Source organism: Bacillus sp. EB106-08-02-XG196, from assembly GCF_013396335.1.
Lineage (GTDB): Bacteria > Bacillota > Bacilli > Bacillales > Cytobacillaceae > Neobacillus.
Genome location: NZ_JABWSY010000003.1, coordinates 119,731 through 142,772, shown reverse-complemented (window position 1 = coordinate 142,772; position 23,042 = coordinate 119,731). Strand labels below are relative to the sequence as shown.

Genomic DNA, 23,042 nt, shown 5'->3' with positions numbered 1-23,042 from the left:
AGATGCTGAAGAAGTGCTTAGACACTATTCGCAACTGATAACTGGAGGTTCTTCCTCTCTTTATCAAAAGATACTATTAATTTTTATATAAGGCTATTGACTTCCTTTAATTTAATTTTATACACAAATCCTAAAGAATGCAACAGAGAGGCGATGTTATACAAAAATATTCATTTCATTTTGAAGAATACTAATAAATTAGAATTCTAGAAACCATAAACTAAATTAAGTCGGTTACATAAATTTTATTTAATACATTTTTAAAAAGATGAAGAATAGATAGCGGAATGAGGCAATTCACATAACCCATAAAACTATTGTTTTTTATTAACACTTTTTTTAGTTTAATGTAACCAAATGGATAAATCCAATTTTTCAAAGGTTTTAAAACTCTCTCCTAACTTTTATGATTATTTTTTAAGATGAATTTTAAGGTTTCATTAAAGTGTCCATACTTTTAGATGTATTAAACTATACCAACACTCTACAAAAGAATCTTCATACTCTTTATTTTCAAAATACTGAATATGCAACCTATCAACCATATTTTTTATTTATTTCAGAAGAGGTGTTAATAAATGGCGGGCAGTGGATCACTTAGACAAAGAGGAAAAGATAGCTGGGAATTAACTGTTTCTCTAGGAAAAGGACCAGACGGGAAATATTTAAAGAGAACTAAAAACGTAAAGGCAAGAAATAAGACTTTGGCAAAGGAAATGTTAAGACAGTATATTTACGAAGTTGAAACTGGTGAATACATTAATTTAGGAAACGTTTATTTTAGGGATTTAGTGGAAATTTGGCGTGAAAAACATGCAGCAAATCTTGCTATTCGTACTCAACAAGGCTATGAGTCTAACTTAAATCTACGTATCCTCCCTTACTTTGGACATTTAAAAGTATCTAATATCAAAAAAATTCAAGTACAAAATTTTATTGATAATCTCAAACAGACTAATATTACAGTCGACGGCAAAGAGAAAAAACTTTCAAATTCTCACATAAACAATCATCACATTCTATTAGGAAGTATCTTTTCTTTTGCAGTTGATAGAGGTTTTATGAAGGAAAATCCAATGAAGGGAATAAAGAAATTAAAAGTTGAGCAAAAGCGAAAAAATGTATTAAAAAAACAAGATATAGTGATGTTAATGCAAACTCTCAACAAAGAATCACTAATGTGGAGAGCACTAGTCACATTAGGTCTTTTTTCTGGTGCAAGAGAAGGAGAATTGGTTGCTTTAGAATGGAAACATGTGGACTTTGATAATAGCACAATTATAATTGAGCAATCTCTGACTTTAAAAAAGGGTGAAGGCGTTATAGTTAAATCAACAAAAACAAACAGATCTAGGATACTCAGTTTACCTTCATCTGTATTGAAATTACTTGAAGATTTAAATAATGAAAAGAAAACTTTCCTTCTTCAAGCTGAAGAAGGACCAATCAATACCTGGGAAGGAACAGATGGAGATTTTGTTTTTACTACTCCTAACTCATTTGGGCACCCAATACGTCCAGATAGTGTCTCTCAATGGTGGAATAGATTTCTTAAAAAAAATGACTATTTAAAAAAGATAACCTTTCATGGGCTTCGGCACACTTCAGTCTCGTTATTAATCGATAAAAATAACTCCATGAAGGTTATCAGTGAACGAATTGGTCACGCAAAAATTGGTACAACGATGGATATTTATGGTCATTTACTTGAAGATGCAGATAAAAAAGCCGCTGATTCACTAAATGAAATATTTGATGATTTAGGAATTAATATTTAAATGGGTAATTCCATTTCGAGTTTGCTGAAAATTTGCCCGAAAGACTCAATAAAACTATATTTCTTTTATCGTAATGGTTTGAATTTGATTAACTAAAAAGTAAAGCCTTGATATTTCAAGGCTTATTATTTTGCTAAAAATATGCAAAAAGCAATTGCCGAAAATGAACATAAAATCGAACCCAACTGATTGGGGACGCAGTTCTCAATCAGTTTTGAAATTCAATACCGTATTTATTTTTTGTATCAAAAAGTCCCATAAGTGCTATAGAATAAGGTTTCTGTGATTTAGAGTTTTTTGTAATATCATTAAATTATTTTCTGTCAACTATAATTCAATCTTCAAAAGAATAAACCCTCCTCTTTTTTAATTCAGTTTTGACCTTTTGAACAAATGAAACATCTACTTCAACCATATGAGCAATATCATCCAATGACATATCCTTCTTATTTTTTAAGATTTTAGAAATTACATATTCAACACCTTTTTGATAACCTTCCTTTTTTCCACCTTCCAAAATACAAAAACCTCCCTAGAATATATTGACCTTGCCGTTATAAAAAACTCTACACCCGTTATGTTCTAAAACACAATACGTTTAATATCTGCCTGTATTTTTACTTTTTAATTTTTTGGATAAACTTTTACTAATGAGGAAAATAGTGGAGGTTAATACTAGTGTTTCGTACTCACATATCCAATCGATATCTTAAAGAAGATAAGGTTATAGCTGCTAAGACCCAATGGGAGTTAGAACAAAAAGTAAAAAAACAAAAGCAACGGTGGAAAGAAAAAGAGTTGAAAGCTAAAGAGCAAACAGAAGTTGAAAAGATGAAAGCAATGGCAATTGCTGATACTAAAGGTGCTTTAGAGCATATTGAAGAATATCGGAATCTGCTCCACTTCTCATTACATCGAAAGCACGCTCTTGACTGGGACAAGCTATATAACAAGGATACTTACCAAGACGAGGAACCTGAGTTAGAAACATTTATTGAACTTATAAATGTTCCAAAGGAGGATAAATTTATTGAGTTTTTTTTCTCCTCTCTAACGACTAAGAGGCTTACAAAGCAGAAGGAAGCAGAAAGGCAATATCATAATGCCTATACTGATTATCATAGTGCCAAAAACGAATTTTTAAATGAACAAAAGGAGATAAATGAATCGGTCGATCAATTTAAGCTTGCCTATGAAGAATCAATTCCTCCATTTTTAGAGAGATACTTCGGAGCTGTGATTAATCAATCCACATATCCAAAGGGATTTGAAAAAAATTTTAATGTTCAATATGTATCAGATGCAAAAGCTTTAGTCATTGATTTTGATTTACCTGGTCCCAAAAAGGTTCCCGATATCATTGAGTATAAATTTGTGCTAGCCCGCAAAGAAATTACACTTAGAACTATGAAGAAAAAAGAGTTCGAGGAACACTATGAGGATATCATTTACCAATTAACACTTCGAAACATATACGAGTGTTTTAGTTCTGATTATGCAAGTACAACCGAGCTCATCGTTTTTAATGGATGGATACATGGTGTTGATACTTCAACTGGTCAAGATTTTCATTCTTGCATTGTTAGCCTACAAGCAACAAGAAGCGAATTTTTATCCTTAAACCTTGAAAAAGTCGTTCCAAAAGATTGTTTCCGTAATTTGAAAGGGTTAAATGCGGGTGCCTTATATCAATTAGCACCTGTACGACCGATTATGGAACTTAACCGTGATGATAAACGGTTTGTGGAGTCAAAAGAAATACTAGCCGAAATTAACTCTATTCCTAATTTAGCAGCAATGCCATGGGAGGATTTTGAACATTTAGTCAGGCAACTGTTTGAAAAATATTTTGCCACAGTTGGCGCAGAGGTAAAAGTAACGAAAGCAAGCCGAGATGGAGGTATCGATGCCGTTGCATTTGACCCTGATCCCATTCGAGGGGGCAAATTCATCATACAAGCAAAGCGATACAATCAAGTTGTTCCAATCTCCGCAGTCAGAGAGCTAAATGGGATAATGGGAGATGAAGGAGCAGTTAAAGGAATCCTAGTTACAACTAGTTATTATGGGAATGATTCAAGAGAGTTCGCCAAGGGGAAGCCACTGACTCTTTTAGATGGTGCCAATTTGATTCAAATGTTTAAAGATTACGGCTATAATGTTCGGATTGAATTGAGGAAAAATGAAAAAGCAAATTAATGCATCCCTTAAATCAAAAAAAAATTAGAAGACCGTATTTTTTCGAAATATCGGTAATGGATATGAATTTAAGGGTACGTAATAGCCGAAAATTTGCCGAAAAACTCAATAAAACCCTATTTTTTTATTTGAACTGGATTGATTTTTATTAATTAAAGATTTTGATAAATAAACATTTTGTAGTGAATAATGCCCACAGTATACTCATTTTCATACTATTCCTTAAGCTGTAGGTCAGAGGTTCGAATCCTCTTCGGGACGTCAAAAAGCCTTGATTTTTCAAGGCTCTTTATTTTGCTCTTATTTAATATTTTAATCAATCTCAGTTTTCCATAAAAGATTCATTAATTATACGCCTATTGATTTCTTCGGATAATAATATTATGAAATCACTGCTTACATTGAAGTTTATTGCTTCGTTATATATCTCTAGTAATTGTTTCATACTCAGTTTATGCATAAATTTTTTCACTCCACTTACCTTTAATACATTTTATTATAAAAAGTATGTTTTAAATGGGAATTTCATTGCATCTGACACACAGCCAACCTATAAACGTTCAGCTGAGACTTTCTTACTTTTCACATGTTTACCCCTTTGTTTAGATGTAAGCCCGTCTGTTTAACCAATTCCGGCCAACTTAATTTTAACCTTCGGCAAATGGTTGTACTGTAAACTTTATTTTTCTTCTTAGAAAGATCATAATCCCTTTGTCTAGTAGACCCAATTCGTATTAATTCATTTTTCAAATCCTTAAGAATTTCTTCATTCGTTTTCATTTTTTCACCTGCAATGTTTCTAATCGACCTATTCTTTATCTAACAGAGAATCTCCAAGTATAAAAAATGGAATCCTGATACCATTGGATATCTCTGAATTCCAACTTCAATCCTATTAATAACAAACAAAGAACTACCTTTTCCTCAAAACTTCTTCTACATTACGTAAAGCAACCTCAACAACCTGGTCCATATTATAATATTTGTATTCCCCTAGGCGCCCACCGAAAATAACGTTACCTTCTTTTTCCGTCAATGTTTGATACTTTTTATACTGCGCACTGTTTTTGTCATCATTAATTGGGTAATATGGCTCATCGCCTAGTTTCCACTCGACACTATATTCACGTGTGACGATTGTTTTGGGCTGAGTGCCAAAATTAAAATGTTTATGCTCTATGATTCGTGTAAAAGGTGTCTCGCGATCGGTATAATTGACCACAGCATTCCCTTGAAAGTTATCTGTATCCATAACCTCCGTTTCAAACTGTAAACTTCTGTATTCCAATACACCAAACTGATAGTTGAAATAAGCATCAACAGGACCCGTGTACACGACCATATCTGCCAGACTATCCCAATAACTTTTGTTTTTTAAATAGTCACTATCCAGTTTCACTTCAATGCCTTCTATCATTCGTTCAACCATTGCGGTGTAACCGTCTATTGGGATTCCTTGATAAGGGTCGTTAAAATAATTATTGTCATACGTAAACCGAACCGGTAATCTTCGGATAATAAACGCAGGTATCTCTGTGCATGGACGTCCCCATTGCTTTTCTGTGTAACCGCGAATCAGTTTTTCATAAATATCGCTTCCCACGAGGTTAATAGCCTGCTCTTCAAGATTTTGCGGGTTATCAACATACCTTTCCCTGCGCTGCTGCTCAATTTTCTCCTTTGCTTCCTCTGGAGTGGTAACGCCCCACATTTTGTTAAACGTATTCATATTAAAAGGTAAATTATAGATTTCACCATGATAGTTAGCAATTGGACTATTCGTATATCGATTAAATTCAGCAAACTCGTTTACGAATTCCCATACCTTTTTATTGGTGGTGTGAAAAATATGTGCCCCATATTTATGTACTTGTATATCTTCGATTTTTTCTGTATAAATATTTCCGGCAATGTGGCTCCGCTTATCAATAATCAGGCAGGTTTTTCCCGCCTTTTTTGCCATATGTGCAAAAACCGCACCATAAAGACCAGCTCCAACAATTAAAAAATCATATTTTCTACTATTCATTGTGATCCGACTCCCAATTTTTTTCTGTGGGTTTGTTTCTAACTTCACGCACATAAACTAACCATCATAATTACAGAAAACAGCTTCAGGGCGATGCTGAAACTGTTTTCTATATTTCCTATTAGTTAAAGCCTACCACTTTTTGTGATATTTTATATGCACCTACGGAAATACTGCGTCCTGCTCGACCGGGTAGATTCATTAAATGACCCATCATGCCATATCTAATTTCATGATACAATTCATGATCTCTATCCTTAATATATTTCCATAACTCTTTTTTCTTTATCAAATTTTCCTTCGTGCCTGAACGAATTAGCAAGATTGCGGAAACCACCGTAACAATTTCAAGATGATGAAGCATATATTCACGAGGCTTTGGATGATAAATATCGTTCACATCAACTTGCTCAATCATGAGCTTGTTCACTTTAATCTGTTGGTCTATTCTTTTAATCATGACCCTTTCGTTAACCGATTGGTCTTCTCTGCCTATAAAATATCGATAAAAGTCCACGTTGAGATAGAATATTTTTTTCACATGCGCTAATGGTTGATATACATATAAATTGTCTACATAAAAGGTGTGCTTGGGAAGTTCAAGTCCACATTCTCTCAAAATCTGTGTTCTATAAATCACAGAGTGCATTAATAGATACTGTCCTTTACGGAAACGCTTGATATCATCCCAAGTGAAAATTTTTCCTTCTGGAAGAACATTTTCATATTTCATCACTTTTTTATACTTTGCGCCTTCTTTTTCATAGACAAAATTACTTATGAACATATCCACTGACTGTTCTTCCGCAACAAATTTTTCTAAAGCATTTAAAATTTTGAGATACGCTCGTGTATCTACCCAATCATCACTATCTACAACTTTAAAATAAGTTCCTGTGGCATTTCGGATCCCTGCATTGACCGCTTCACCATGTCCGCCATTTTCCTGATGAATCGCTTTTATGATGGTTGGATACTTTCTAGCATACTCATTGGCAATTTCTGCTGTTTGATCAACCGAGCCATCATTTACGATCAGTATCTCAACACATTCTCCACCAGGTAAAAGGGACTCAATGCTATATCTCATATATTCCTGTGAATTATAACAAGGAACGACAATCGATAATAATTTCATAGTCTTCCCACCTTCCTGATTCCTGAAGTTTAGCTCTTGTTGTAAAAATATTTATAAGTTCTAGAAAAACACCAAGAACGAAATGGTGCTATTTATGTTATAACTCTACTATAATTCCTTAGTTGCTTCTTCATTTGTCAGCCGTTACTTAACTAACAAATGAAGCAAGTAAGGAACTATTTTTGAGTCTCCTGTTTGAAAATGATTTTAAATATTGGGAAGAATACCCAGAAGGAAATCGCACTATTGATGACCATCGTAATCACATCCGCCGTTGTCTCACCGACTGAGCCCATTCCCCATGTATTCATGAATAAATTATAAATTGGGGCTTTGTAGAATCCTTGAGCTGCGGCCGCACCAATCGTGATTCCAATATACGCGACTAGGTACCAAAAAGCCGCATTCCAAATGTTGCTGTTTGATTTAAATGTAATACTTCTTTGGGCAAAAAAGTTGATGATCTGAGCGATCGCAATGGTAATTTGAACAGCAAGGAAATAGGCAAGCCCTCCCCCGCCTCCCGACGCAAGGGAACCTGCAGCATAATCAAAAACAAAATAGTTACTGCCATCGAAATTTTGTCCAAACTGTAAAACTTGAAAACTCGTACTAACTAACGGAGTTTGAGCGAATATACTCTTAAACACTGGCATTAATACAAGTTGCAATAGCGTAATCCCATTACTTAGCAAAAAGAAAACTAAGAATTGAGCTGTATTAGGATGCTTATCCTTATATCTATTCCAGAAACCTGCCATTCCAGCCCCCGTTTTATTTGTTTCTGCCTTACCGTTACTCATCCTAGTTTACATCTCCTTTGCTGCCTGTACCATGGTTGTTTTTGACTTTTCTCCCTCCATCTTTTTCCTTCTTTCCTTAAGTGCGTGTCGCAAACCTTTAAAGAACTGACCATTTACCATCATCAAGATTCCATCCAACATTGGCATATTGATTACACCGCCTGTCATTCTTGAAACACCACGGAATGGCATATGATAGATGGACATCATTATAAGATTGGCCGTACTTCTCTTTCCGATTTTTCTAAGGAACCAATGAGAGAAATGGATTAGTTTGAATGCAAATCTAGCAGCTCCACCCTTTGCATACTGACACTGGGCAATCGTGTCATTATAGCCTAGCGGTTTTGTTCGATTCCATTTTGATTCTGGTACTTTGCTTCCAAGCAAGGTTTCAAATTCTGCTAAACTGACATTGTTTGCTTTCCCAGAATAATAAGATGGCAGTTTTGCTTTATCGTATGGAAGCGGCGCTCTTGTCCCTTCAATCGCAATCACATTCGCCAATCTGATATCTGTACTTGAAGAACCAATTAAGATTTCATAATCAGTAGATTCAATTTCCCAGCTATTTGTCTTAACATTATAGTAACGGAATGTTTTATCATCAAAAGGAATCGTCACTGCTTTTGTCTCACCTGGTTTTAAGAATACTTTTGTAAATCCTTTTAACTCCTTTTTTGGCCTGAAAATATTTGTAGACTTACAGCCAACGTATAGCTGTGCAACTTCACTTCCAGCCATTCCGCCGGTATTCGTCAATTTAAAGGTGACTCTATCCTTGGCAACTTGGATATCCGAGTATTCGAATTTTGAATAACTTAGTCCATAACCGAACGGGAATAAAACATCTACATTTGCTGTATCGTAATAACGATAGCCAATATATGGACCTTCACGGTATTCGACACTTACCTCTTTCCCCGGGAATTGATAGTAAGAAGGGGTATCTTCATAGCGCATCGGATACGATTCTGCTAGTTTTCCAGATGGATTCACTTCACCTGATAATATCCCTAGAATCGCTTTTGCCCCTGCTTGCCCACTTAAATATCCATGTACTAGCCCTTTTACCTTATTAATCCATGGCATTTCAACTGCTGCCCCAGCAGATAGAATGGCCACAATATTTTTATTAACTTGGTATAAAGCGTTCAGTAACTCAATTTGATTTTCTGGAATCTTCATGGTTTGTCTGTCTAATCCTTCAGCTTCCGTTACTTCATCCAGTCCTATATAGATAAGAACAACATCTGCTCTTTTTGCAAGTGTACATGCAGCATCTATTTTTTTCTGACTTTTCTTCCCATAGCGTGCAAATCCTGTTTCAAATCCTATGGTCTCAAATCCGCATTCCTTGACACACTCTAATGTACTATCTAATTTCGTAGGATTTACAATGGATGAACCTGCGCCCTGATAGCGTGCTTCTTTTGCAAATTCTCCGACAATCGCGACTTTTTTTCCCTTTTGAATGGGCAATATTTCATCTTCGTTCTTCAAAAGAACGATGGACTCTTCTGCAACGGTTTGTGCCATTTGATGATGTTTTTCCTTATCAATCTCTTTATGAGATTCGAGCAGAGCTTCCTCTGTTGTAAAAAGAAGGTCAAGCAATCGATCAACATTTTCTTCTAGTACTTCTTCTTTTATTTTTCCAGTTTTAATGGCTTGGATGATTTCCTCATTTGTCTCGCCGTTGGTTGTCGGCATCTCTAACTCATTGCCAGCAATTAATCCTGCTACCCTATCATTGCTTCCGCCCCAATCTGTCACGACAACACCCTCGTACTTCCATTCATTCCGAAGGATTTCTCTCATTAAATGAGTATTTTCATTCGTATAGGCGCCGTTCAGCATATTATAAGCAGACATCATTGTTTTGGTCTTACCTTCGTCTATAGCAATTTCAAATGCAGTTAAATAGATTTCTCTAAGCGTTCGTTCATCGACAATGGTATCAATCGCCATTCTGCGCTCTTCCTGATTATTGACAGCAAAGTGCTTTACACAGGCAGATATTCCATGTGATTGAATTCCTCTAATCATGCCTGCAGCCAGTTTGCCTGCAAGGTATGGATCTTCACTAAAATACTCAAAGTTTCTACCTGCTAAAGGATTTCTCTTCATATTGATCCCAGGTCCTAAAAGAACATTCACTCCTTGTGCAACAGCCTCTTCACCTAGGTACTCACCCATTTTTTCTCCAAGCTCTATGTTCCAGCTATTCGCTACTGTCGCTGCTGTTGGAAAACAAGTTGCAGGAATACTCTCATTTAGTCCGAGATGATCTGCAGCTGCGGCTTGTTTTCTGATTCCATGAGGACCATCAGCTAGAAACATGCTGTTGATTCCCAGCCGTTTTATATCCTGGGTTTGCCAGAAATCTTTTCCTGACATTAGGGATGCTTTCTCCTCAAGAGTCATTTTTGCAATTAAGTCTTTATATTTCATTTAAAAAACCTCATTTATACATTCGGCGGTCCCTGGAAAAAGAACCGCCGAATTTTATTTTCTATCCATGTTGATTTTCACACGATGTGACTGAACTACTTCATTACTAGTTTTGCATTTTCCAAGAACGAGAAACTGCATAAAGTGTATTCTTACTCGCTCTCTGTAGGTTTTTAATTGTGTTAATTTGAGTAGATGGATCTTTAGCTGCTTCCAGCCATATTTTGCTGTTGTTTGCTCCACCCTTCCAAATTGCCATAACGTCTAGAGAAACATCTCCACCTTCATAGAGCATCTGCATAGGATTCATATGTTCATACATATGGGCATCGGTTAGTACTAACCCTTTAAAGCCCCATTCATTTCTAAGAACTTGATTTAGCAGACCTTCATGTCCACCTGCCCAATGTAAACCAATGAAGTTAAACGAAGACATCACACCAAGACTTCCGCCTTCTTTAATAGCAATTTCAAATGGCTTTAAATAGATTTCGCGAATTGCCTGTTCATTGGACCAAGTAAAGAGGGTTGAGCGGACACCTGTTTCACGTTCATTTAAAGCAAAGTGTTTGATATAAGTGATTACACCCTTTTCATTTGCTCCCTTTACCACTTGAGCGGCAATCTTACCTGAAAGAACACCATCTTCACTATAGTATTCAAAGTTTCTTCCGTTAAATGGTGTACGATGAATATTCATTGCAGGAGAATACCAGCCGTTATATCCAAATGCTTGTGCTTCTGTTCCGACACTTATTCCCATGAGATAACCGGCATCAGAATTCCACGTAGAAGCAGTAACACTTGGTGCTGGATACGTAACACCAACACCCTCTACTCCCATAATAGGGCCGGAATAGGTATTGGAAGCAATGGCCATCGAACCATCAGGCTGTAATGTTTTTGGAACTCCAAGTCTTTCAATTTCAAGTAGTTGGTAAGCACCAGTACCACTGATGTTAGACATTTCTTCAAGTGTTAATTGCGAAACAAATTCGTCCCATTTTGGATCATTGTAATCCACGTCTACCATATCAGAAAGCTTTATCGTTTTATCTAATTCTTGTCCATACTTTGGTAAATCACCAGAAGTAAGTCCCAATTCTTTGTCAGTAGGTACTTGGTACTTTATTGCATCAAGTATTTCCTGTGAAGCAACGAAATCTGAATCCTGAGGTCCAGTAAAGGCACGACTATCTTGATTCCATTCTCTCGTTAAATAATCAGCAAAATGAAGAGCATCTTCAAACTGGTTAGTTGCCACTTGAGAATCTGTGGATCTACCGCCGTTTTCAGAGTTATAAACGATATTGCTGTCTAAAGAGTATTTTTCTGAGTCAAGTTTTGTATGAGCATCCTCCATTAGCATGATTTCATATTCACCGGCCTCAAGTACATACGCCTTGTTTTCTTTATAATCGTACGATGCCATGTCCTCTAGGTTAAATGTAAGAGGATAAATTTCTGTTTCACCTGGCTGAATTTCGTTTGTCTTTTTGAATTCCACTAGGTTTACTGTAGATTTTTCAATTGCACCCGTATATGGAGGATTATAATAGATTTGAATTGCGTCTTTTCCAGGTACTTTTCCCGTATTCTTGACAGCTACTCGCACAGTTACCTCATCACCATCTACACTCATTTTCACGATTTCTTTCTCGAATGAAGTGTAGCTTAGGCCATGACCGAATGGAAAAACAACTTCCTGTTCATAATTGTAATTTTTATCTGTCATATGACGTGTTTCATAATATTTATAACCTACATAAATTCCTTCATGTAACTGAGTAAAGAACCCTATATCCTCAGTTTTCTGTGTTAGAGGATTTTTTGCTTGAGGTGCATTTGTGTAATGATTCTTGCCTTCTGCCCAGTCCCCATTTTCTTCAAGTTTCATATAGTTATTTGCTGCAGGCATACTCATTACATTCGAAACCCATGTATCTACTAAATGTCCCGAAGGATTTACCTTCCCGTTTAAAATTCTTGCTAAAGATTTTGTACCGGATTCTCCAGGGAATCCAATCCATACAACACTTTTAATCGAAGGGTATTCGTCTAAAAAGTCTAGTTCCAAAGCATTAGTTGAGTTAATGATTAAAACAACATTCTTAAAGTTTGAACTAACAACGTCAACCATATCTTTTTCTTCTGCTGAAAGCCCGAGGTCATTAGGTCCTAATTCTGTCATTTCCCCGCCGCCACGACCAATTACAACCATCGCTGTATCCGAGAACTCTTTTGCGCGTTCGATAACAGTTTTTCCATCGCTATATAAATTAGTATCTTCATACGCTTTCTTAGGTACTTCAGGGAGTATAAGGTTTTCAGCGGTTCCTAAAATTTCTGAATCACTTTTGTTTTCAGGTGCAGACGTTTTATCAATGGAAATGCTGCCCTTTTTATAAAAATTATAATGAAGGTATAATAAATCTTGGTTTAACTCAAAATTCCCTTCAGGGCCTTGAAGGGCATCTTCAAGTTTTACTGCATTTTCAACATTGGTTGCTGTTGAACCGCCTGAGTTAAATAATGTGACGACAGATCTTGTCCCAAAAACATTAATCTTCGCTTTTTCTTCTTTAGAAGTTGCAATTGGCAGGAAACTGTCGTTGTTTTGCATTAATACAAAGCCCTCATCTGTAATCTTCTCAATTGACTCTACAGCTGTGGAGTACGAAAGTTTTTGTTCTTGTGTATCTGGCTTGAATTTTGCCAGCAGCCAGTAACCTGATGATGTGATGACAAATCCGTAAATTAGCACTCCAGCAAGTAAAACCACAAAGGTACTTAAAGAGATGAGTATATTCCTTTTCTTCTTGCTCATCTTGGTTTTTTCAGTTTGTTGCATTACATTGTTCCCCTCTCTATATCTGTTTTTTCATCAAGAAAACGGCTATCGTTGTCTACGCTTACATAAACGATTTACCACCTCGAAACCGCTTTACAACGAAATGTTAACACATATATTTGTTTCTATTTGAGCGCTTGCTTAAACTGTAGGAATTTTTGCATGAACTGCACATACATAGCACATTAACAATTAAAAAAGGCTTGGTTATGTATTGTTCACATAATCCAAGCCTTACTATTTTCGTCATCTACCACACGCTAATCCGGTTTGGGAATTAGAATCTTTAGTTCAAACCAGTTTTCCTTCTGATCCAGATTAACCACCCCGCCATATTTCTGAACAGCATATCGGATACTCTTTAACCCATAACCATGATAATTTGAATTTTCTTTTGTTGTTGCAGGCAAGTCCCCTTCAAGCGTAAGCTCACCCTCAAAGTAATTTTCAAATCGGATCATGATAAAACCTTTTTGAGAAAATACGGAAACATGAATTAATCTTTTTTCTTCCTCTTCGATTTTTTGCTCATATTCAATCGCATTATCTAAAGCATTTCCAAAAATTGTACAAATGTCGATTACATCAATCCCATTGAGCAATGTACCGTCTGCTACACAGGTTAATGTAATGCCCTTTTTCAAACAATACATATTTTTGCTAGTCAGTAATGTATCCAACACATGGTTTCCCGTCTTATGCTGGGCTTCGTAAGTTTTAATTTCATTTTCCATCTCTGTCAGAAACTCATTTCTCTTTTTTGAGTCCTCTTCTGCTCTTAAAGCGATAATTTGATTTTTCAGATCGTGGTACTTAAAGTTAATAATTTCGATACTTTCTTTTGATTGTTGATATTGTGAATATTGATTTTGAAGGATATTTTCCACGGCCTTAAGCTCATGTCTAACCCTCAATTCCTTTAATTGAAGGTGATAGGCATATAACATCGTAAACCCGCCTAAATCCACCAGAGTCCGAATATTGAAGATATCTTGAGCATATTTCCCGCTAAAAGGCGTTCTTGCACTCACAAAACTTAAATTACTTATACCAAAAACGGCTGCTCCTATCACAACCGTTGACCATAATTCACGAGGTCGAATATTTAATTTCCCGCCATCCGGTATTTGGCGTTTCTCTAATAACCAAATCAATAAAAACGAAAACCCGTAAACAACAATTAAAATCAACACTGCCCATAACCAATGACTGCTTTTCCCATTCAAAAAAAAGAAATGCACTTGCCATTCCAATGAAGCCACTAACTCAGCTGCAACAAATGCCCTTGCACTAAAATATCCAGCCTCTAGTGCCGTAATGTCGCAACTCCTATAGATAAACAAAAACATCATCCCAATTGCCACAACCATACTTGGAATCCAAAAAACAATCGGTAAATCTTTCGTCATTACTAAAAAAACAGCTTGTCCAATCAGAAGAACACCTGAAAAAGCGACAAGCCTCCATCCAGTTAGCAGCTTTTTCAATACAGAGATGTAAATGAGGCAAGCCATCCACTCAGCCAACGCTGTATACACCCTAGGGATATCTGGAAGGACTTCACTCATTTAATCACCTCACCCCAATAATTAGCTAAAGCTTCCATGAACCCTTTCCTTTTCGTACGGCTGACAAGTAGTTCTTCCCCCTTAACTACCGCACAGCTCTCTTTCATTCCTTCAACATGTTCCAAATTAATCAAATAACCTTTATGCGCACGAAAAAAATGAAAACTTGATAATTCTTTCTCCAATTCCTTCATCGTTCCTGCTGCAGTAACCTCTCCTTCTTTTGTGAAAAAAATAAGTTTATGTCCTTGACTCTCCACATAATAAATATCAGATATTTGCAGGCGTTTAACCCCGCCTTTTACATTTATCGTTAGAAAATGGGTTTCTCTCTTCTTCATCCGATCAACAGCTCGATTCAAACGCTCTGAAAACTGAAAATATGAGATAGGCTTTAATACATAGTCCAATGCATCGACAGCATATCCTTTAATCGCATACTGCGCAGCATTCGTAATAAAAATGATCACCACTTCAGAATCCGATTTTCTTATTTCCTCGGCTGCTGACATTCCATCCATAAAGCGCATTTGAACATCCATTAATATGATATCAAACTGTGCTTTATAATTTTCAACGATTTCATCACCATCAGAATATGTCGTTATTTCAATGGTTTCCCCTCTATCTTTCTCAAACCTTCGAAGAAATTCTATCAACTGTACTTGATAATTAATTTCGTCCTCGACTATTGCTATACGCATCAGATGTACCTCCCTAAGTGGCAAACACTATCAAATTAACCACGCTATTTATAGACCTAATGGGTTTATCTCGGGTTAATTTATAAGTTATGAAAGTTTAAATAATTTTAAACAAATATAACATAATTTCAATAATCCAATCGATAAGTTTCCTATCTATCATTGTTATTTAATCGCTTATTGATTTCTTCCGATAATAATAGGATGAAATCATTACATACATCGGACTTTATTGCTTTCTTATATATATCTAACAATTCTTCAGTACTAAGTTTATTCATCTTTGTTTCACTCCAATTATCTGCAATAGTTTATCAAATGAAGGAAAGATTACTATTTTCATTTTCCTCTGTTGTATTATTTATTATATTTACTAGCCCAATCGGAATATTGTACTATCGTCAGAAAAATTGTACTTTTTATTCTTTTAATAGAAAAAAGCTGACTCTGTAATGAAACAAGTCAGCTTACGTTTAATTTACTAACAGTGTAAAGCAATTCCGTCCGAAGCTATCTGCCGATGAGAATTCCAGTGAGGTTCTCATAATATTTGGCAATGGCAGAATGATCATTATGACCATGTCCGCTGTGGTGGAGGTATTGTAAAACCTCCTGTACTCCTGCAGTCATAGGTACAACTGCTCCCACTGCATGGGCGCAATCCAAGGCATTGTTCAAGTCTTTGATATGCAGGTCAATTTTAAAACCTGGCTCGTCGTTACCCGCAATCATCATTGGTGCCTTAGCATTCATTACTGTGGATCCAGCCAATCCTCCTTTGATGGCTTCAAACACCAACTGTGGGTCAACCCCTGCTTTCTGAGCCATTGTTAGTGCCTCAGCAAGCGCCTGAATATTACATGCTACAATAATCTGATTCGCTAATTTAGTCGTATTCCCAGCACCAATCTCACCGCAGCGAACTACGGATGTGCCCATTGTCTCTAATAAGCCTTTACATTTATCAAATATTTCCTGTTTACCTCCTACCATAATACTCAATGTACCGTCGATGGCTTTTGGTTCTCCCCCGGAAACAGGTGCATCCAGCATCTCTACGCCTTTTTTTGCAAGTTCAGCTGCAATCTCCTTGCTTGCCACAGGATTAATTGAGCTCATATCTATTAAGACCTGTCCAGCTTTCATGTAACTGGCAACACCATTCTCTCCAAGCATAACTGCTTTCACATGAGGTGAGTTTGGCAGCATAGTTATAACAATATCACAGGAGATACCGATTTCTGCATTGGTACCTGCTATGGCGCCGAATTCTACTAGTTCCTTTACCGAGGATTCGTGTAAATCGCTTACCATTAAATTGGTGTAGCCGCCTCTGATCATATTCTTCGCCATAGGTTTACCCATGATCCCTAAACCAATCAACCCAATTTTCATTTTTATTCCCTCCATCATACATAAAATTTTATCCTGTTTCATTTTGGAATCATGTCCGAAAATGGAAGTCATACACAAGGATTAAATATACTTATTCTTTAAAAAACTTAACAGTTATCCACTAATCTCTTTACTGGTATTTGAACCTAATTTCAGATTTGGACCTTGCCTGAAATTTTGGTTACTACGTTGCACTTCTTCCATCATCTCTTTGTCTAACGGATACCACTTCAGCGCAATAAGGGAGATAATATATCCAATAATTGGTAACCCCATCCACAAGAACATCCCTACCCAAAAGACCGCTGGTGTAGAAGGATCTCCGGGCTGTGGCTGCACTGTGACATAGCCAATCGCCGCAATAGTGACGGCAACGATAGTTGTTGCAAAAGATGAGATTGCTTTATCTAAAAAAGCATAGACTGCAGCCACTGTTCCTGGCATATAGTTTCCTGACTTGTATAACTCATAGTCGGTAATATCTGGTTTCAAAGCTTGCGTACAAGCGGCAGTTGCTATCATGGTTGCATGGAAAGCAACATATAAGATCACGAAAAAAGCTGTTGGCACAATTGCAACACTAATTTGTTTCGGATCAATGAGCGACATGAAAATAATCATAGCAGCAGCAGTTACCATAGAAATAATCGTCCATTTAATGAGGGATTTTTTTGTACCGTTTTTACCAGCCATATGGGTCACGTAGAATAGGACCAGCAATGTGGGTATCACATCCATCAATTTGAAAATACCGTAAAATTCATAATTTCCAATGATAATACCAAAAATGATTGTGGAAATAACAGCCTGTCCAGCAGCCTGCTGTGCAAGTTTATCACTGGATCCGGAAATAATTAAAACCTGCAGTGCCCGGTTATTCCTAAGTAACGACCAGGCATCTTTATAATTGATACGTTTTCCATTGGTTTTTTTTGGAAAATTCTCTGGTTTATCTTTTTCACTGATTGCAAGAAAAGCTATAATTTGTAAAACAAGTGATACTATCAAAAAAGTAATACACAGTTCCTGCAAAAGCTCAGTAGTAATACCTCCATACTTTGGAAACAAAACTGTTGAGTTATAAAAGCTTAAAAGTGAAGCAAGTATTGTTGTATATGTCAGTGACCATCGGTAAATCTTTGGACGTTGCTCAGGATCGTTTGTTAAAACTGTATTTCCTGTATTGGTTGCAATACCACTTAGCGTAGAACCAATATAATAAATCAAAGTTATAATCGTATAAAATACGAGTCCTTGACCGATTCCCCATACAAACAAAGTTAATACTGATAGAATTTGGATGATATAACCTGTCACCATAATAATTCGGATTTTCCCGTATTTTGTATCCATTCTATCTGTGATTACTGCTATTAATGGATCAGTAACACCATCAAAGATTCGGGAATAGGAGGCGATTAGACCTGCCGTTGCTACTGCGAGTCCGTACCCTCCGACCGCAATATAGCTGCTAAACATCACCAATATGCCCATAAGACTGTTAATACTTGTATTTCCAGGCCACAGCAAAATCTGCCAGGTTTTTGCACGATTGTATTGAATCGTAGAATTCTCCCCCATGACATTTCCCCCTAAATTTCATAAAAATGGTTTCTGTTTAGACATTGCTGCGTTAGTTTACTAATCGTAATAACTGCTATTAAAAACACCGGGCATTGGGATACGACCATTAAAAATTTCTACCTTGACATTCGTTTTCAATTTACAAGCATTTATGAGAGAACGATAGCTTCATAATCATTCAATACATCTAAATTAATGGTTAGATATCCATCTCTATATTGATAATCAACTTGCCCACCCCGTAACGTTTTAATTAAAGCGCTTTCCGTTTGGGCTTTTAGACATAGAGTAATATTTTGAATAGGTACCGGGCTAAAATAGCTATTCGCAAAACATCCTGAATTATTGACAAGCTGAATAATTTGTTTCTTCTCATTTCTACAAATATTGACTTCCACCATAGGAGTAAGTCCCGGAGCTAACTCTTCTATTCCACATAAAGAAAACAATATATCCTGCATCATGTTCAGTGTGTTCTGATAGCCCTCCTGACGATAGAACGAACCAATCTGCCAAGGAATATAGACCCCACGTCCCTTATGAAACTTCGATACTAGAATTCCCGGCTCTTGCGTAACCCCATTAAAATAACAACGTTCTGGTGGACCAAAGGGATGTTCTGGTATCAACTGTAAATATTGCTGTACGGTATCTTTCGGTTGAACTGTTACCAAATTGGGTCCAGGTGCAATAAATGGCGTTTGTTTGCAGCGTGGGAACAGCTCTTTTTCTGCCTCCGGGATTTCAAATATCGAAGACATTAGTCCATTTTGAATCTCTTTGACCTTTTCAATACCAAGACAATTTAATCCCATACCGCTGCGCTCTTTAAATTGATCATCATATAAACCCGTTTCTCCTGTAGCAATAACTGTCCCGCCATTTGCAGCAAAATCATCGAGTATTTTGACCTGTTGGTCTGACAGGAATTTCATATCTCCTAGTATCACAAACTCTTTACCATCAAACTGATTTATATCATTGAGCTCAGCAAGTCGAATCTCGTCAAATGGAATATGGCTTTCAGTAAGTGCCCGAATCCATCCATATACTTCCGGATCGTTCTGCCAAAGTGCTTTCCTCATGACAACAACCTTCGCCATCGATTCAAGACTGCTAAAAAGTTTTTCATGTTCTTTGTGGAACTGAAATACTTTTTTAGTGCCTTCATAGCTGGAAGTGTCTGGATGTTTATCAAGTCTACCCATTATATACAAACTAACGCTGCCGGAATTCGATAAATTCTGCCATTGACGAAGTTCCATTAAAGCGGGTGATACTGAAGTGTGCCGGTACCGGAAGCCAATAAAATCAACACTGGCATTGTCCGAAGGACGAGTACGTGACGGACCGCTGATCACCCTGGAGTTTGACGAGGCGCTGTATTGCCATTGAGGTCTTCCTATTTCGGTATTCGACTCACATCGAATATAATCCAATCCATTTACTGCGATTTCTGAACTAATTCCTTTCACCAGACGGTGCAGCCTCTCTTTATGCTCCTCTTCACAATCCTTTTTGAACAATGTATATGTTTGGTACACTGGATTGCGCATATCGTCCTTTTCTGGGAGTTCCAAACCGTATTGCTCTTTAAATTTGCGCTGACAGTTCTCACAGTGGCAAGGCCCATGATAATTATAACTATAGTCTACAACTTTGAATCCGCTCATATTGCAGAACACACCGTCAAAGGAATGAGTTGTGAGTACTTCCTGGAGAATATCAAACATATATTTCTGTTGATAATCATTGTTTAGACAGGTGTGTACATCCCCGTTGTAGTTGACAATTTTGCCCTCTCTCGTTCGATAAGCCCAATCTGGATTCTGTTCATAGACTGAGTATCGAATCTTGGAGAAATCCATTCTTGCAATTACACGGATTCCCTCCTTATGGCACTCTTCAATAATCTTGTTCAGGCTATCACCATGTAGATATTCACTTTTTGGATGAAATGGCAGCTCCGAATTATAACTGGCGATAATTCCGGCAGCATTAAGCAATACCACCGTTGCACCGAATTCTTTCAGCTCCTTTGCATAGCCGACAGCGTCAATATCTTCCATATCAATCTCTCTTAAATTTGTCTGGACCATCCGCCAAGGATATCCATTCCACCAATGTTTCATCTTAATCCTCCTAACGATTTATCTAGCTCGACCAGGTATCAGCCCTTGACTTTGTCCTTTGTGTAAATATTCCTTTTTGAGAGGCGGTTGACGAAACCGCACCCTTTGCGATAAGCCTCGATATTCTGATAAACGTATTCCAATGCACGTTCTTCCCTGTCTGGCAGCCGCGGCGTAATATGAGGTGTAATAATAACATTCTCCATATCCCAAAGCGGGTTTTCCGTAGGGAGAGGCTCCACTTCAAAGGTATCCAGACCGGCACCGGCAATCCTTCCATTCTGAAGAGCCTCAATCATTACAGGCTCATCGATGAGTTCCCCTCTACCCATGTTAATGACAAAAGCAGATGGCTTCATCCATTCGAATTCTTGCTTACCCAGAATGTGCCAAGTATCATCGTTGAGTTCCACGCACAAAACCACATAATCAGCGGCTTCCAGAAGTGACCGAAGGCTGTCCTGACGTTCAGAGGAATACACCACGTCTACATTTTCAGGCACATCTGCAGACCGTCGCCAGCCAAGTACCTTCATGTCAAACATTTTTGCCAGCCTTGCCACCTCACATCCTGTCTTTCCTAGACCAAGTATACCAATGGTTTTACCGTACATACCGGTTTTGTTGAAATACTCTCGGGTTGCAACCCACCGATGCTCCTGCTTTGCTTTCATAAGCAGCGGAATATCGTAGGTCAATGTAAGCATGAACATCAATGCATGTTCCGCAAGCGCAGGGGCAGAACGCCCTGATGAACTTGTAAGAATAATTCCCCGTTCAAAAATTTCGGGTTTGGCAGACTTGTCCAAACCTGCTCGACAGCAGTGAATCCAGCGCAACTTAGGTCCAGAGAGGATTAAATCATCCACATCACTATTTAGAATTGCAACATCCACTTTCTGAATAGTCTCAGCTATAATCTCTGTATCGTTCGGTTTGCAAAATACCACCTCAGCCGGTTCAAGCGCCTTGCGAAGCTGTTCCTGATTTTCGGGGGTTAAATACGTAGTAACAAGTACAGAATGTATTTCTGGCATAGATTAATTTCCTCCTTATTATTGAGCCCTATCATTCGTGAGATTTGTTTGCCTTGTCGTTGAATAATTTAATATTCATACTAATTTAGAATAAGAAGACTCCAAACCGATTCCCGATTTTGGTCAGCGGTGCTTCCGGGTCTATAAAATTCTTTCGCGTGTTCGTTCCTCACTAATCTCTTTCAGAAATCGAGCAATGTTCCTAGCCTCATTTGCTAGGAGAGCTTCAGCATTTTTCATGCATTCTTCTAATGTAATTGGTCCGGTAGCAATGGAATGACAGCTCATAAAGTGGTCATACAAACCTTCATACCCTTTCCCTAGGCTCCCAGAAAGTAGAACCGTCTTTATATCTTCCTCTTTTGCAAGTTTTGCTACAAAGGAAGGCACCTTTCCAAACAATGTCTGGTAATCACTTTGTCCTTCACCTGTTATAGCAAAATCTGCACCCTTCAACTTATTTCTCAAGTTAGTCGCTTCTGCAATGATTCTAGAACCTGATTCAATCTTGGCGTTTAATAATAGAAAAGCAAAGCCAAGTCCTCCAGCGGCACCTGCACCCGGAAGTTTTTGAGCATTTATCCCAAGATGATTTTCTATTAAACTTGCATATCGGTGCATTGCTTGATCATACTCTTCCAAATGCTCCTCCCTCACACCTTTTTGTGGCCCGAATATATAAGTAGCACCATTTTCACCACATAAAGGACTATCAACATCACTTGCGATTGTAAAATGGCAATCATGAATAATAGGATCTAGAGTTGTAAAATTAACCCTTTTCACTTTGTAAATAGATTTGCCGAAAGGAGGAACCTCTTTATTATCTTCATCTACAAATTGGACACCAAGTGCCTGAAGCATACCTAGACCGCCATCATTTGTGGAGCTTCCTCCCAGGCAAACAATAAATTCACGGTATCCCTCCTTTGCTACTTTAAGAATTACTTCACCAATGCCATGGGTTGACGTATACAACGGATCCCTCTTATCTAGCGGAACCATAGTCAACCCTGAAATCGCAGCAATTTCAATGACAACTGTTTTCCCATCTCCCAAGACGCCATATTCAGTAGTGACCTGTTCCTTTAACGGATTTGAAGATAGAATTGGGAAGCGTTTTCCTTTTGTCGCATACACCAACGTCTCTAGGGTCCCCTCACCTCCATCAGCCATTGGATTCAATTCAACTTGAACATTCGGAATTTCTTTTAAAAGTGATTCTTGAATAATCTTTCCTACCTCGAAAGCTCTCAAACTCCCTTTAAACGAGTCTGGAGCAACAACTATTTTCATATTCCCACCTTTTTCTGAATTTTTTGTACACTCTTATTAAACTATAATAATGTACTAGAAACATCGGTAAATTA

Annotated in this window: 18 protein-coding genes; 2 read left to right on the top strand and 16 right to left on the bottom strand. The window is 37.3% G+C overall.

The genetic code is table 11. From position 1 onward, the window contains the following. Positions 1 to 578 precede the first annotated feature (578 nt). A complete protein-coding gene (locus MLOOGBEN_RS06465) occupies positions 579 to 1,778 on the top strand; it encodes a tyrosine-type recombinase/integrase (RefSeq protein ID WP_179157437.1) in 1,200 nt (399 codons plus the stop codon). 334 nt (positions 1,779 to 2,112) lie between these two features. Here MLOOGBEN_RS06465 and MLOOGBEN_RS06460 read toward each other — a convergent pair whose 3' ends face one another. After that, the gene (locus MLOOGBEN_RS06460; protein WP_179157436.1) at positions 2,113 to 2,295 is read right to left on the bottom strand and encodes a hypothetical protein; all 183 of its coding nucleotides are present in this window, start codon (positions 2,293 to 2,295) and stop codon (positions 2,113 to 2,115) included. Positions 2,296 to 2,456: 161 nt separating this feature from the next. Here MLOOGBEN_RS06460 and MLOOGBEN_RS29590 point away from each other — a divergent pair, with 161 nt between their 5' ends. Beyond that, positions 2,457 to 3,977 carry a restriction endonuclease gene (locus MLOOGBEN_RS29590; RefSeq protein ID WP_218781075.1) on the top strand — a complete coding sequence of 507 codons (1,521 nt, stop codon included), beginning with the start codon at positions 2,457 to 2,459 and terminating at the stop codon, positions 3,975 to 3,977. A 322-nt stretch (positions 3,978 to 4,299) separates the two neighbouring features. Here the strand turns inward: MLOOGBEN_RS29590 and sda (MLOOGBEN_RS29685) are convergent, their stop codons facing one another. The 15 genes from sda (MLOOGBEN_RS29685) to MLOOGBEN_RS06380 all read right to left on the bottom strand — a co-directional run bounded on the left by sda (MLOOGBEN_RS29685) (position 4,300) and on the right by MLOOGBEN_RS06380 (position 22,968). Further along, complete coding sequence (sda, locus tag MLOOGBEN_RS29685) at positions 4,300 to 4,437, bottom strand: sporulation histidine kinase inhibitor Sda (RefSeq protein WP_179157435.1); 138 nt, start codon at positions 4,435 to 4,437, stop codon at positions 4,300 to 4,302. Between the two features lie 122 nt (positions 4,438 to 4,559). Beyond that, positions 4,560 to 4,757, bottom strand: a complete 198-nt coding sequence (locus MLOOGBEN_RS06445) for a hypothetical protein (protein ID WP_179157434.1) — start codon at positions 4,755 to 4,757, stop codon at positions 4,560 to 4,562. Between the two features lie 133 nt (positions 4,758 to 4,890). Next, positions 4,891 to 6,006 carry a UDP-galactopyranose mutase gene (gene glf, locus MLOOGBEN_RS06440; protein ID WP_179157433.1) on the bottom strand — a complete coding sequence of 372 codons (1,116 nt, stop codon included), beginning with the start codon at positions 6,004 to 6,006 and terminating at the stop codon, positions 4,891 to 4,893. A 121-nt stretch (positions 6,007 to 6,127) separates the two neighbouring features. Beyond that, positions 6,128 to 7,144, bottom strand: coding sequence for a glycosyltransferase family 2 protein (locus MLOOGBEN_RS06435; protein WP_179157432.1), 1,017 nt, complete (start codon positions 7,142 to 7,144; stop codon positions 6,128 to 6,130). 176 nt (positions 7,145 to 7,320) lie between these two features. Next, positions 7,321 to 7,947 carry a hypothetical protein gene (locus tag MLOOGBEN_RS06430; protein ID WP_179157431.1) on the bottom strand — a complete coding sequence of 209 codons (627 nt, stop codon included), beginning with the start codon at positions 7,945 to 7,947 and terminating at the stop codon, positions 7,321 to 7,323. Positions 7,948 to 7,953: 6 nt separating this feature from the next. Further along, a complete protein-coding gene (locus tag MLOOGBEN_RS06425) occupies positions 7,954 to 10,401 on the bottom strand; it encodes a beta-glucosidase (RefSeq protein WP_179157430.1) in 2,448 nt (815 codons plus the stop codon). A 106-nt stretch (positions 10,402 to 10,507) separates the two neighbouring features. Then, complete coding sequence (locus MLOOGBEN_RS06420) at positions 10,508 to 13,252, bottom strand: beta-glucosidase (RefSeq protein ID WP_179157429.1); 2,745 nt, start codon at positions 13,250 to 13,252, stop codon at positions 10,508 to 10,510. A gap of 260 nt (positions 13,253 to 13,512) precedes the next feature. Beyond that, positions 13,513 to 14,820 (bottom strand): ATP-binding protein, encoded by a 1,308-nt coding sequence (locus MLOOGBEN_RS06415; protein WP_179157428.1) that lies wholly within the window; start codon positions 14,818 to 14,820, stop codon positions 13,513 to 13,515. After that, a complete protein-coding gene (locus MLOOGBEN_RS06410) occupies positions 14,817 to 15,524 on the bottom strand; it encodes a LytR/AlgR family response regulator transcription factor (protein WP_256988921.1) in 708 nt (235 codons plus the stop codon). Before MLOOGBEN_RS06410 ends, MLOOGBEN_RS06415 begins: the two co-directional genes overlap by 4 nt. Before the next feature lie 152 nt (positions 15,525 to 15,676). Beyond that, positions 15,677 to 15,805 carry a sporulation histidine kinase inhibitor Sda gene (gene sda, locus MLOOGBEN_RS06405; RefSeq protein WP_179157427.1) on the bottom strand — a complete coding sequence of 43 codons (129 nt, stop codon included), beginning with the start codon at positions 15,803 to 15,805 and terminating at the stop codon, positions 15,677 to 15,679. Between the two features lie 229 nt (positions 15,806 to 16,034). Beyond that, complete coding sequence (garR, locus tag MLOOGBEN_RS06400; protein WP_179157426.1) at positions 16,035 to 16,919, bottom strand: 2-hydroxy-3-oxopropionate reductase; 885 nt, start codon at positions 16,917 to 16,919, stop codon at positions 16,035 to 16,037. A gap of 114 nt (positions 16,920 to 17,033) precedes the next feature. Further along, positions 17,034 to 18,500: an MFS transporter gene (locus tag MLOOGBEN_RS06395; RefSeq protein ID WP_179157425.1), complete on the bottom strand. Its 1,467-nt coding sequence runs from the start codon at positions 18,498 to 18,500 to the stop codon at positions 17,034 to 17,036. Between the two features lie 152 nt (positions 18,501 to 18,652). Further along, positions 18,653 to 20,635 (bottom strand): alpha-amylase family protein, encoded by a 1,983-nt coding sequence (locus tag MLOOGBEN_RS06390; protein WP_179157424.1) that lies wholly within the window; start codon positions 20,633 to 20,635, stop codon positions 18,653 to 18,655. Between the two features lie 38 nt (positions 20,636 to 20,673). After that, complete coding sequence (locus tag MLOOGBEN_RS06385; protein WP_179157423.1) at positions 20,674 to 21,672, bottom strand: D-2-hydroxyacid dehydrogenase; 999 nt, start codon at positions 21,670 to 21,672, stop codon at positions 20,674 to 20,676. A gap of 141 nt (positions 21,673 to 21,813) precedes the next feature. Then, a complete protein-coding gene (locus MLOOGBEN_RS06380) occupies positions 21,814 to 22,968 on the bottom strand; it encodes a glycerate kinase (protein ID WP_179157422.1) in 1,155 nt (384 codons plus the stop codon). Positions 22,969 to 23,042 lie beyond the last annotated feature (74 nt).